The sequence below is a fragment of the Isoptericola luteus genome, from assembly GCF_020297055.1.
Lineage (GTDB): Bacteria > Actinomycetota > Actinomycetes > Actinomycetales > Cellulomonadaceae > Isoptericola > Isoptericola luteus.
In genome coordinates this window covers 74449-86510 of record NZ_JAIXCQ010000014.1, presented here as the reverse complement: position 1 = coordinate 86510, position 12062 = coordinate 74449, and the positions used below count along the sequence as shown (strand labels likewise).

Annotated in this window: 13 protein-coding genes and 2 tRNA genes; 11 read left to right on the top strand and 4 right to left on the bottom strand. The window is 72.8% G+C overall.

The genetic code is table 11. From position 1 onward, the window contains the following. Positions 1–46 precede the first annotated feature (46 nt). A complete protein-coding gene (locus LEP48_RS16570; RefSeq protein WP_225566678.1) occupies positions 47–721 on the bottom strand; it encodes a hypothetical protein in 675 nt (224 codons plus the stop codon). Between the two features lie 88 nt (positions 722–809). Here LEP48_RS16570 and LEP48_RS16565 point away from each other — a divergent pair, with 88 nt between their 5' ends. From LEP48_RS16565 to LEP48_RS16545, 5 genes are all read left to right on the top strand, one after another. Then, positions 810–2045 carry a PucR family transcriptional regulator gene (locus LEP48_RS16565; protein WP_225566677.1) on the top strand — a complete coding sequence of 412 codons (1236 nt, stop codon included), beginning with the start codon at positions 810–812 and terminating at the stop codon, positions 2043–2045. Positions 2046–2172: 127 nt separating this feature from the next. Further along, the gene (locus LEP48_RS16560) at positions 2173–3147 is read left to right on the top strand and encodes an ACP S-malonyltransferase (RefSeq protein ID WP_225566676.1); all 975 of its coding nucleotides are present in this window, start codon (positions 2173–2175) and stop codon (positions 3145–3147) included. Beyond that, entirely contained in the window at positions 3144–4154 is a 1011-nt protein-coding gene (locus LEP48_RS16555; RefSeq protein WP_225566675.1) for a beta-ketoacyl-ACP synthase III, read from the top strand. Before LEP48_RS16560 ends, LEP48_RS16555 begins: the two co-directional genes overlap by 4 nt. 124 nt (positions 4155–4278) lie before the next feature. Continuing rightward, positions 4279–4530, top strand: coding sequence for an acyl carrier protein (locus LEP48_RS16550; protein ID WP_225566674.1), 252 nt, complete (start codon positions 4279–4281; stop codon positions 4528–4530). A gap of 136 nt (positions 4531–4666) precedes the next feature. Next, positions 4667–5920 carry a beta-ketoacyl-[acyl-carrier-protein] synthase family protein gene (locus tag LEP48_RS16545; RefSeq protein WP_225566673.1) on the top strand — a complete coding sequence of 418 codons (1254 nt, stop codon included), beginning with the start codon at positions 4667–4669 and terminating at the stop codon, positions 5918–5920. Positions 5921–6012: 92 nt separating this feature from the next. On the opposite strand, the gene LEP48_RS16540 is transcribed toward LEP48_RS16545, so the two are convergent. Both LEP48_RS16540 and def read right to left on the bottom strand, forming a co-directional pair. Beyond that, complete coding sequence (locus LEP48_RS16540) at positions 6013–6513, bottom strand: DUF3145 domain-containing protein (protein WP_225566672.1); 501 nt, start codon at positions 6511–6513, stop codon at positions 6013–6015. Positions 6514–6734: 221 nt separating this feature from the next. Next, entirely contained in the window at positions 6735–7220 is a 486-nt protein-coding gene (gene def, locus LEP48_RS16535; RefSeq protein ID WP_225566671.1) for a peptide deformylase, read from the bottom strand. A 68-nt stretch (positions 7221–7288) separates the two neighbouring features. Between def and LEP48_RS16530 the strand changes: the two genes are divergently transcribed. Continuing rightward, complete coding sequence (locus LEP48_RS16530) at positions 7289–8548, top strand: acyltransferase family protein (protein WP_225566670.1); 1260 nt, start codon at positions 7289–7291, stop codon at positions 8546–8548. Here LEP48_RS16530 and LEP48_RS16525 read toward each other — a convergent pair. Next, the gene (locus LEP48_RS16525; protein ID WP_225566669.1) at positions 8512–8892 is read right to left on the bottom strand and encodes a DUF488 domain-containing protein; all 381 of its coding nucleotides are present in this window, start codon (positions 8890–8892) and stop codon (positions 8512–8514) included. The two genes, LEP48_RS16530 and LEP48_RS16525, sit on opposite strands and share 37 nt — an antisense overlap. 73 nt (positions 8893–8965) lie before the next feature. On the opposite strand from LEP48_RS16525, the gene LEP48_RS16520 reads away from it, so the two are divergent. From LEP48_RS16520 to LEP48_RS16500, 5 genes are all read left to right on the top strand, one after another. Then, positions 8966–9039: transfer RNA gene (locus LEP48_RS16520), tRNA-Ile, on the top strand. Positions 9040–9099: 60 nt separating this feature from the next. Further along, the gene (locus LEP48_RS16515) at positions 9100–9528 is read left to right on the top strand and encodes a PLD nuclease N-terminal domain-containing protein (RefSeq protein WP_225566668.1); all 429 of its coding nucleotides are present in this window, start codon (positions 9100–9102) and stop codon (positions 9526–9528) included. A gap of 20 nt (positions 9529–9548) precedes the next feature. Next, positions 9549–10058: a hypothetical protein gene (locus LEP48_RS16510; protein ID WP_225566667.1), complete on the top strand. Its 510-nt coding sequence runs from the start codon at positions 9549–9551 to the stop codon at positions 10056–10058. A 55-nt stretch (positions 10059–10113) separates the two neighbouring features. Beyond that, a tRNA-Asn gene (locus LEP48_RS16505) sits at positions 10114–10186 on the top strand. 455 nt (positions 10187–10641) lie between these two features. Next, on the top strand, positions 10642–11931 hold the full coding sequence (locus LEP48_RS16500) for a Fic family protein (RefSeq protein WP_225566666.1): 1290 nt from the start codon (positions 10642–10644) through the stop codon (positions 11929–11931). The last annotated feature ends 131 nt before the right edge of the window (positions 11932–12062 follow it).

The following is a 12062-nucleotide window of genomic DNA, read 5'->3' as shown; positions in this document are numbered from 1 at the left end:
CGCAGAAGCGCGACCCGCCCCCTCTCTATCTCGGCGAGGTGCCTCTCTATCTCGGCGGGGTCTGCTCGGCCTCGGCCAGGGTGCGGGCGAGCTCCGCGCGCAGCTCCTCGGTGCCCTCGCGCAGCTCCAGCGACTCGAGGTGCTGCTTGGCCTCCGCGGTGCGTCCGGCCTCGAGAGCGGCCAGCACCAGCTGCCGCCCGACCTCCGCGACGTGCTCGCGGGCGCGCCAGTGCCCGATGCCGAGCCCGAGCGCCTCCGCCGGCATCCCGGCCTCGCGCAGGATCGCGAGGCCCTCCGCGAGGGCCACGCCCTCGGGGTCCCGCTCGGACGCGGTCGCGAGACGTCGTACCGCCCCCTCGGGATCGTCGGCCAGGGAGAGCCGTCCGAGCTCGAGCAGGGGCCGCCACCCGCGGGGATGCCCGGCGAGCTCCTCGGCGAGCGACCAGACCGCCAGGTCCGCCGCCCGCTGCTTGGCCACCTCGTCCACGGGCGCGGTGAGCGGGTCGTCCGCATGGGGGCTCTCGGCCGCCCGCCGCCGCACGATCTCCGCGAGGGCGTAGAAGGCGCGCTCGTCGTTCGGGTCGTCGGCGAGCATGGCGCGCAGCGCGTCCTCCTGCACCGTGTCCCCTTCCCGCCGGCGGGACGTCGGACGGCGAGCCCCGACGGTCGAGGCAGAGAACGACCGCCGCAGGAGCTGCCGGAGCCGGGGCATGAGTGCCATGCCCTCGACCATATCCAATCACCTGGCCCCGGGCCCCGCGACGGCGGCTTTGTGCACTCCCCACAACCTCCCCCGTATCCTCGGACGCATGGCGACCACACGAAGCGCGACCGCGACGCCCGCCGCCGCCCCCGGGGACTCGTCGCGCGCCCCCGCCGCCGAGCCGGTCCCGCGCGGGGAGAACGTCCAGCGCGTACGCGAGGGGCTCGGGATGCTCACGGCCACGGCCATGCGCAGGCTCGACGAGGAGGTCTCCTGGTACCGGCAGCTTCCTGCCGAGGACCGCTCGTACGTCGGCCTTGTCGCCCAGTCCGCGATCAACGCGTTCGTGAACTGGTTCGCCGAGCCGGCCGCCACCACCCCCCACGGCGTTGGCGAGATGTTCGCCGCCGCGCCGCCGGAGCTGACGCGCTCGATCTCCCTGCAGCACACGCTGCAGCTGGTGCGGCTCATGGTCGACGTCGTCGAGTCGCACTCCGACGAGATCGCCGCACCCGGGTACGAGCGGGACCTGCGCGAGGCCGTGCTGCGCTACTCCCGTGAGGTCGCGTTCTCCGCGGCGGAGGTCTACGCGCGGGCGGCGGAGGTCCGCGGCGCGTGGGACGCCCGGCTGGAGGCCCTCGTCGTCGACGCGCTCGTGCGGGGCGACGGCGACGACTCGCTGCGCTCCCGCGTCTCCGCGCTCGGCTGGAGCGGCCGGGGCCACGCGCTCGTCGTCGTGGGCGAGGCCACGGCCCGCCTGGACGACATGCGCACGGCCGAGCTGCGGCGGCTCGCACGCCGGGCCGCCGGCGACGCTCTGGTCGGCATCCACGGCGACCGGCTGGTGCTCGTGCTGGGCGGCGAGGGCGACCTCGTCGCCGCCGCGACCTCGCTGCTGGACCGGTTCGGCCCCGGCCCGGTCGTGATCGGCGGCGTGGTGCCCGACGTGTCGGCGGCGGCCCTGTCCGCCGGCGCGGCCCTCGCGGGCCTCGCGGCGGCGGCGGCCTGGCCGCACGCACCCCGGCCCGTGCTCGCCGACGACCTGCTGCCCGAGCGTGTCCTGACCGGCGACCTCACCGCCCGGCGCACGCTCGTGGCGCAGGCGTACCGCCCGTTGGAGGCGGCCTCCGGCTCGGTGCTGGAGACCCTCTCGGCCTACCTCGGCACCGGCCGGTCGCTCGAGGCCGCTGCCCGCAGGCTGTACGTGCACCCCAACACCGTGCGGTACCGCCTGCGCAAGGTCTCGGAGATCACCGGGTGGGACCCGCTGGACGCCCGCGAGTCGTTCGTCCTGCAGGTGGCACTGGCGCTCGGCCAGCTCGACACGGCGCACACCGGCTGACGTCCCCCGTCCGCGTGCCCCGCGGGATGAGCCACGCGAGGTGTTGGAGGTTTCCCACAATCGACCTTCCCCAGGTTCGTGCGCGTCGCGACGCACCGCGCGCCCGAGGGGATGACACCGTGGGGACGTGCTCGCCGTCGTCTGCCCTGGACAGGGCTCCCAGAACCCCGGAATGCTCTCGCCCTGGCTGGAGCTGCCCGGCACCGTTGACCTGCTCGACTCGTTCTCCGCGGCGGCCGGGACCGACCTCGCCCTGCACGGGACGACGTCGGACGCCGACACGATCCGGGACACCGCGGTCGCGCAGCCGCTCATCGTGTCGTCCTCGCTGCTCGCGCTGCGCGTGATCCTCGACGGCCGCGCCGCGACCGACGTCGTCGACGTCACGGCGGGCCACTCGGTCGGCGAGCTCAGTGCCGCGGCCGTCGCCGGGGCGCTGGACGACGCCGGTGCCGTGGGCCTCGTGTCCCACCGCGCCCGGGCCATGGCCGAGGCCGCCGCGGCGGCTCCCTCGGGCATGAGCGCCGTCGTCGGTGGCGACCCCGACGAGGTCATGGCGGCGATCGAGGCCGCCGGGCTGTTTCCCGCGAACGTCAACGGCGGCGGCCAGATCGTCGCCGCCGGCGACCCCGAGCGGCTCACGGCCTTCGCGGCCGACGCCCCGGCACGTACCCGCGTCATCCCGCTGCAGGTCGCAGGCGCGTTCCACACCCCGTTCATGGACTCGGCCCGGAGCGCCTTCGCCCAGGTGGCCGAGGGATGGCTGGCGACGGACCCGCGGCTGCCGCTCCTGTCGAACGCCGACGGAGCCACCTACGACTCGCTCGCTCCCGGCTCGCACGGGCACGGCACCGCCGCCGACGTCCTGACGCGCCTCGCAGCCCAGGTGACGGCCCCCGTGCGCTGGGACCTGTGCCAGGCCACGCTCGCCGAGCGCGGCGTCACCGGCATCCTCGAGCTCGCGCCCGGCGGCGTCCTGACAGGCCTGGCCAAGCGTGCGCTCAAGGGTGTCGAGTCCGTCGCCGTGAAGTCCCCCGACGACATCGAGGCCGCGCGCGACCTCGTCGCCCGGCACTCGACCGTCGCCGAGGCCGCCGCGTGAGCACGCGCAAGGCCCTGCGGCAGGCCGAGCCCGTCCGGTACTCGCGCATCCTGGCCGTCGCCGGCGAGCGGGGCGCCAACGTCGTGACGAACGACGACGTCGCCGGCCCGATCGACTCCTCGGACGAGTGGATCCGCCAGCGGACCGGGATCGTCACCCGCCGGCGCGCGGACGCGGCCACCGATGTCCTCGACCTCGCCGAGGCGGCGGCCCGCAAGGCCATCGACGCGGCCGGCCTCACGGGTTCCGACATCGACGCCGTCATCCTCTCGACGGTCACGTACTTCCACCAGACGCCCGCCGGTGCCGCGGTGCTCGCCGACCGGCTCGGCGCGACCCCGGCCGCGGCCTACGACATCTCGGCCGCCTGCGCGGGCTACGCCTACGGCATCGGGCAGGCCGACGCGCTCGTGCGCGCGGGTGCTGCCCGGCACGTGCTCGTCATCGGCGCCGAGAAGATGTCCGACTTCATCGACCCGACGGACCGGTCCATCTCCTTCCTCCTGGGCGACGGCGCGGGCGCCGTCGTCGTCGGCCCCTCCGACGTGCCCGGTATCGGGCCCACCGTCTGGGGCTCCGACGGCGACAAGGCGGCCGCCATCCGCCAGACGCACTCGTGGTCCGACCTGCGCGAGGACCCGTCGGCGGGCTGGCCCACCCTGCGCCAGGACGGCCCCTCGGTGTTCAAGTGGGCCGCGTTCCAGATGGCGCCGGTCGCGGCCAAGGCCATGGCCGAGGCAGGGGTCGAGCCCGAGGACATCCAGGTCTTCGTGCCGCACCAGGCCAACATGCGGATCATCGACCAGATGATCAAGCAGCTCGGGCTGCCGGACTCCGTGGTGGTCGGCCGCGACATCGCCGACACCGGCAACACGTCGGCCGCGTCGATCCCGCTGGCCACCGAACGGCTGCTCGCCGAGGGGCTGGCTTCTTCCGGCGACCTGGCGCTGCAGATCGGCTTCGGCGCCGGGCTCGTCTACGCGGCGCAGGTCGTCGTGCTTCCCTGACCCGGCCTGCCCGTGGGCCCTGCGGGGCCTCGTGGCGGGCAACCCCCCTGGTGCGGAAGAATCGCACCGCACCACCCCATCGGTGCCGGACGGCCGGTACCCCGTACAAGGAGAAACCCACCCCATGGCTTACACCGCGCAGGAGATTCTCGAGGGCCTCGCCGAGATCGTCGCCGAGGAGACCGGTCTGCCGACCGACGCCGTCGTCACGGAGAAGTCCTTCACCGACGACCTCGACATCGACTCGCTGTCGATGATGACGATCGTGACGCACGCCGAGGACAAGTTCGGCGTCCGCATCCCCGACGACGAGGTGAAGAACCTCGCGACGGTCGGCGACGCCGTCTCCTTCATCGAGGGCGCCCAGGCCGCCTGAGCGGCCCGCTCATCGCACGGGACCGCAGCCGCCGTCCCGTCGTGACGCGGGCGGACCGGCGACCCGGTCCGCCCGCGTGACCCGAACCACCGCACCGGCCGACGACCCGGCCGTCTCGACACAGGAGCGACCCACCATGACTGCCGCACCCGCCTCGCGCGACGTCGTCGTCACCGGACTCGGCGCCACCACCCCTCTGGGCGGCGACGCCCCCAGCACCTGGGCGGCGGCCCTGGCGGGCGAGTCCGGCGCCCGGACGTTCGAGAACGACTGGGCCGAGAAGTACGGGCTGCCCGTCACGTTCGCGGCGACCATCAAGGTCCGCCCCGACGAGGTCCTCACCCGCCCCGAGACCAAGCGCATGGACCCGTCCACGCAGTACGCGATGGTCGCGGCCCGCGAGGCCTGGCAGGACGCCGGCGCCCCCGAGGTCGACGGCGAGCGGCTGGGTGCCGTCGTGTCGTCGGGCATCGGCGGCATCTGGACGACGCTCGACGGCTGGGACCTGCTCCAGGAGCGTGGCGCACGCCGCATGCTGCCCATGACGGTGCCGATGCTCATGCCGAACTCCCCCGCCGCGTACGTGTCGCTCGAGCTCGGCGCCAAGGCGGGCGCACACGCCCTGGTGTCCGCCTGCGCCTCCGGCGCGGAGGCCATCGGCTACGGCGTCGACATGATCCGCAACGGCCGGGCCGACGTCGTGGTCTGCGGTGGGACGGAGGCCACGATCCACCCCATGCCGATCGCGGCGTTCGCCGCCTCGCGCACGCTGTCCCTGCGCAACGACGACCCGCAGGGGGCGTCCCGCCCGTACGACGTCGACCGCGACGGCTTCGTCATCGGCGAGGGCGCGGCGGTGCTGGTGCTGGAGAGCGCGGAGCACGCCGCCGCCCGCGGCGCCCGCGTCTACGCGAAGATCGGCGGCGTCGGCCTGTCCGCCGACGCGTACCACATCACCTCGCCCGACCCCGAGGGCACCGGCCAGGTCTCGGCCATGCGCCGCGCCCTGGAGGACGCCGGCGTGACCTCCCGCGACGTCGTGCACGTCAACGCGCACGCGACCTCGACGAAGGTCGGCGACCTCACCGAGACCGCGTCGATCCGCACCCTCATGGGTGGCGAGGCGGACCACGTGCGGCTGTCCGCGACCAAGTCGATGACCGGGCACCTGCTGGGCGGTGCCGGCGCGCTGGAGACGCTGTTCACCGTCAAGGCTCTCGCGGACCGGCTCGCGCCTCCCACGATCAACGTGGCCAACCCGGACCCGGAGCTCCAGGTGCCGCTCGTGCGCGACACCCCGGAGAAGCTGCCCGACGGCGACCTGGTCGCGATCAACAACTCGTTCGGGTTCGGCGGGCACAACGTGGCCCTGGTGGTCACCAGCGCCTGATCCGGCCCGTCTGCCGTCACAGACCACGGCGCCCTGCCACCTCGCGGTGGCAGGGCGCCGTCGTCGTCCGGGCTGCGTGCGGGCGCTGGGCGCTACCCGACGCGGTGCAGCCAGCGCACGGGTGCGCCGGCCCCGGCGTAGCGGAACGGCTCGAGCTCGTCGTCCCACGCGGTGCCCAGGGCGAGGTCGAGGGCCTCGCGCACGGAACGCCCGTCGTGCGCGGAATCGAGCGCGGTGCGCACCCGGTCCTCGGGCACGACGACGTTGCCGTGCACGTCGGTCATCGCGTGGAAGATGCCGAGCTCGGGCGTGTGGGACCAGCGTGCGCCGTCGACGCCGTGGCTCGCGTCCTCGGTCACCTCGTAGCGCAGGTGGTCCCAGCCACGAAGGGCAGAGGCCAGCCGGGCACCCGTCCCTGGGGCGCCCTGCCACGAGAGCTCAGCACGGTAGAGGCCGCGCGACGCCGGCTGGGGAGTCCAGTCCAGCGACACACGACTATCGAGCACTGTGCCCGCTGCCCACTCGACGTGGGGGCACAGTGCACGGGGTGCCGAGTGCACGAACAGCACACCGCGGGTGATCGCACCAGCCATGTTGTCCTCCCTGGATTCGAGGTCCGTCTTCCCCTACGTCCTCGAGCACCAGGCGTCGACATGTCTTGCGCCCCTACGGCGTGTCGCATTGTGTCTACGCGTCACATCCTGCCCGAGTCCTCCCCCCGATGCGAGAGGAAACACGGATTTGAGCAGGACTTGAGGGACCGTGCGCGTTCACGCGCACGGCCTTGTGGCCGGTCAGAGGCGTCCGGGCGGCCTCAGAGACGCTCGCGCAGCTCGCGCATGGCCTTCTTGCGCGTCGCCCGCTCCAGGCGGTCGAGGTACAGCTTGCCGTCCAGGTGATCGCACTCGTGCTGCAGGCAGCGGGCCATGAGACCCGTGCCCTCCACGACGACCTCGTCGCCGTCCAGGTCAGTGCCCACGACCTTGGCGTACCACGCGCGCGTCGTCGGGTACCAGAGGCCCGGGACCGACAGGCACCCCTCGTCGCCGTCCTGCGTCTCGTCGGACACGGCGACGATCCGCGGGTTGAGGACATAGCCGATCTCGTCCTCCACGTTCCAGGAGAACGCCCGCAGGTTCACTCCGATCTGGTTGGCAGCCAGCCCGGCGCGCCCGTCGGCGTCCACCGTCTCCAGAAGGTCGTCGACGAGTCCGCGTACGCGGTCGTCGATGGTGGTGATCTCGTCGCAAGCGGTGCGCAACACGGGGTCGGGCAGCACGCGGATCTCTCGCATCGCCATGGCCGCATTCTCCCACGTCGGCGGACGCCCCGAGGCCCCAAGGTCACGGTTTGATAACGTGACGATGGATGACTGAGACGACGACCGCACCCGTGACCGCTCCTGCCCCCGATGCCGGCGACAGCCCTGCCTCGGACCCCGGGTCGGCGCCCGCGGGCGCGATGGCAAGGTCCGCCGGGCCGAAGTCCACGGGGCCGAAGGCCGCGGGCAGGCCCCGCCTCGCCGCCCTGGACGCGCTGCGCTTCGTCGCCGCCCTCGGCGTGCTCGTCTACCACTACGTCGCCGTGAACCACCAGGCCTGGGGCGCCGAGACTGCCGAGTCGTTCCCCGACGCGCAGCCGGTGGCCGCCTTCGGCTCGTTCGGCGTCCAGCTCTTCTTCGTGATCAGCGGGTTCGTCATCCTCATGTCCGCGTGGGGCCGTGGCGTGCGCTCCTTCACGGCGTCCCGGGTGGGGCGGCTGTTCCCGGCCTACTGGCTGTCCATCGTCGCGGTGCTCCTGCTGCTGCTCGTGGTCGCTCCCGGCACCAAGGACGTCGGCCTGTCGGAGACCGCGGCCAACGTCACGATGGCGCAGCGCGCCTTCGGCATGCAGGACCTCGAGCCCGTGTACTGGACGCTGTGGACCGAGCTGCGGTTCTACGTGCTCATCGGCGTGCTGCTCGCCGTGGGGATGACCCGCAACCGTCTCATCGCGTTCGCCACCCTGTGGCCCCTCGCGGCCGTCGTCGCCGCGCGGTCCGACCACGAGCTGGCCGCCACCGTGCTCGTCGGCACGGACGCACCGCTCTTCGCCGGCGGGATGATGCTGTTCCTGCTCGTCCGCGAGCGCCGGGCCGTCGCCCCGTGGCTGGTGCTCGCCGGCAACGTCGTCCTCGCCTGCGCCGTCTCCGGCCGCAGCCAGTCCCTACGCATCGCGACGAGCACCGGCGTCACCGTGGACCCGCAGGCCTACTGGCCCGCGATCGCCGCGTGCTTCGCGCTGGTCGCCCTCATCGCGCTGACGCCGGTCAACCGGCTCTCGTGGCGTTGGCTCACCGTCGCCGGGGCGCTGACCTATCCCCTGTACCTGCTGCACTCGTCCTGGGGCGAGTGGCTCATCGAACGCCTCTACCCGCACCTGCCGATGGTCGTGACGTTCGCTGTCGTGACGCTCACGATGCTCGGCGCGGCGTACCTCGTGCACCGGTTCGTCGAGCGCCCGCTCGGCCCGCGGCTGCGGCGGGCCGTCGAGCGGGACCTCGACCGCATCGTCCGGGCGCTGACCCCTCGCCGCGACGGGGTGACGTCCGATCAGTCCGCCGAGGTGGAGCCCGCCGCCTCGAGGTAGTCCACCAGGACGTCGCGCAGCACGAGGGCGTGGTTCTGCTCGGTGTCGCGGATCGCGTAGAGCAGCGTCAGCCGCCGCTGCCCCGACCCCTGTTCCGCGAGGCGGGCCACCGCGGGGTTGTCGTCGAGCTCGGCCCGGTACCGGCGCTCGAACTCCTCGAAGCGGGCCTCCTGGTCGTGATGGAACCAGGTGCGCAGCTCTGCCGACGGCGCGACGTCCTTGCACCACTCGTCCAGGCGCGCGTCCTCCTTCGACAGCCCGCGCGGCCACAGCCGGTCCACCAGCACGCGGGTACCGTCCCCGGGATCCGGTGGGTCGTACACCCGCCTGACATCGATGGTCACCCCCACATGACACCCCACCCGGCAGCCCGGCGCATCCCCTCCGGCCGCCGCCCCCCGGTATGCTCACCGGCGCGCCCCGTTAGCTCAGCTGGTCAGAGCAGGAGACTCATAATCTCTCGGTCGCGGGTTCAAGTCCTGCACGGGGCACGGCGGAGAGATCGGCCTGCCACCTGGGCCCGGGCCCGGCGAGTCGCTACGCTCCCAGCCATGTTCCGTGCGCTGCTGATGCTGGCCTACCTCGCCCTGATCGTCTACGCGATCGTCGACGTCGTGCAGGCGGACGATGACGACACGGGCGGCCTCGCGAAGGGCGTCTGGATCGTCATCATCCTGTTCCTGCCGTTCGCCGGCTCCGTTGCATGGATCGTGGTGAGCCAGAGCGCACGGCAGCGCCGCCGCTCGGCCCGGGGCACCGGGTTCCCGGCGGGCCCGACCCCGCCCGCCACCTACCCCGGTCGCAGGCGCACGTGGGAGACCGAGCCCTCCCCGGTCACACCCCACGAGGGCGGTACGGACGACGACGACCCCGAGCTGCGCTGGCTCCTCGAGCAGGCACGGCTGCAGCGGGAGCAGGCAGCCCGCGAGCAGACGTCCGCCGGGCCCGAGCCGGGCACCGGCACCGCCAGCCCTGCCTGACGCGCCGCTACGCTGCCGCCATGTGGTTCCGCCGCCCTTCCCTGCCCGACGACGTCCGACGCACCCTGCCGCTCGCCCGCGGCGAGCGGGTACTGGCCGCGGCTGAGCTGGCCGACGGCGCGTGGACGGTCGCGACGACGACGGCGCTCGCCGTCGTGACCGACGCTTCCGTGCGTCTGCACCGGCCCTGGTCCGACGTCGACCACGCGGCGTACGACCCGGAGCGGTCGGTGCTGACCGTCGAGTGGGTGGACGCGACCGGCGACACGCCGCTCGAGCTCGTCGACGCCGAGCGCACCTCGTTCACCCAGGCCTTTCGCGAGCGCGTCCAGTGGTCGGTGGTGCTCGCCGAGACCGTGGCGGTGCCCGGTGGCGGCCAGGTCAAGGTCGCCGTCCGCCGCTCCGCCGGCGGCGCCCTGTTCTCCCAGGCCATCGCCGGGCCGGGCGTGGACCTCGACGACCCGGCCGTCGCCCGAGTGGTGGACGCCACGGAGTCCAGGGTGCGGGGAGCGTCCGGACTACCCGCGTAGGGCTGGTATTGTTCTTTCCGGTTCACGGGGTCGCACGGCCCGGTGGATCACGCGATCCCGCGTAGCTCAGCTGGCAGAGCATCCGACTGTTAATCGGACGGTCGTTGGTTCAAGTCCAACCGCGGGAGCCGAGACGAGGCCCTGAAACCCCTTCTGACATGGGGATTCAGGGTCTCGATGTATTCCCGGCCATCCCACCGCGGCCTACAACGTGGGCAATCGACGCGGCCCGGCCGATCGGGCCAACACTCCGATGCCGAGTGCCAACAGCACGAGCGGAACGACGGCCCCGACGTCGACGCCGCTCACTCGCACCCTGGGCCGTCGCCGCACTGCCGCCCGGCGTGGACTCGTCGCCGTTCTTGGTGTCGCTGTCCCGGGAGGGTGAGTCGTCGGCATCCTTGCTGTCGTGGGAGAACGAACGCCTGCTGTCGACTTCTTGACGGCGATCTGCCGCGCCACGTATTGCCGATCGACCCGGGGCACTGGAGCGGCTCCACCCTTTGCTTCAACAAGAACGCGCGCTATTGAAGCAAACTCACGTACAGTTCATTACGGCGCGTTCAGAGTGAAGGGTACGTGCATGACCACCACCGACCGGCACGGCAACCTGCGCGGCGACGCTGGACGTCCCTCCGGGCAGGCCTCGCCGTCCGCCGCGGACGACCTCGACGCACCGGCCGAACCTCGACACGGCTGGCCGGCCCTGAGCCACGAGGACCGCGACTGGACCTCGACCATCGAGCCAGGACGGCTGTCGGTCTTCGAGCGCATGCGGATCGAGCGACCCTACAAGGCTGCCGTCGCGCCCGAGATCGCCGATCTCCCGGTGGTGCTCGCTGCCGAGACCACCGAGATCGTCGAGGGTGCCACCCAGGACGTCGTGCGCTTCGACGAGCAGATGTCATCGCTACCCGTCCCGATGCCCGCCGTGCTGCTGCGCAGCGAGTCCGCGTCCTCCTCGCAGATCGAGCACCTGACCACGAACGCGCGCAACCTCGCCATGGCGAGCATCGGCGTCGATGCGAAGCAGAATGCGGCGCTGGTCGCCGCAAACGTGCGCGCCATGACGCTCGCTGCTGACGCGGGAGCCGACCGCGTGGACGCCGAGGCGATCCTCGCTGTGCACCGCGCCCTGATGATGGCGTCCGAGCCCGACGTCGCGGGGCGGTGGCGCACCGAGCAGGTCTGGATCGGCTCGCACACCGCCTATCCCCACGGCGCCGACTTCATCCCGCCTCACCACGACCGGGTCGTCGCTGCCATCCACGACCTCGTCCGCTTCGCGGGGCGGTATGACGTGCCGGCGATCGCTCATGCCGCGATCACCCACGCGCAGTTCGAGACCATCCACCCGTTCACCGAAGGCAACGGCCGCACCGGCCGGGTGCTGCTCCAGTCGGTGCTGCGCCGACGAGGCCTGCTGCGGGCCACGACCGTCCCCGTCTCTGCCGGCCTGCTGGGCGACCCGGACCGCTATTTCCGCGCGCTCACCGCGTACCGGGACGGCGACGTCGACCGCATCGTGACCGAGGTCGCTAAGGCTGCGATGAGCGCCACCGCCAACGGCCGCGAGCTGGCCGCGGCCATCGCGGACATCCGTGCCCGCTGGCACGAGCAGATCAAGGCGCGCTCGAACTCCTCCGCGTGGCCGCTGTCCGACTCGCTGTTTGCCCAGCCCGTGGTCACCGCCGAGCACGTCGCCACCACGCTGGGGCTCTCCGACCGAGGCGCGCGCAACACCATCGACGTGCTGGTGCGAGACGGAGTGCTGACTCCCGCCACCACCGCCAAGCGGAAGCAGTACTGGCAAGCATCCGAGGTCCTGACGGCCATGGACAGCTTTTCCCGACGAGCCGGCCGTCGAGCCTGACCGACAGCCGCTGACCTCTCCGAGCGTCCGCCCGATAGCCCGAGGCCCGAGGCCCGAGGCTCGAGCGACAAGGATCCCGTCACCCGCTCGACGTGGGAATACCCGCCTGTCACGGGTGGCTTGTCACCTAC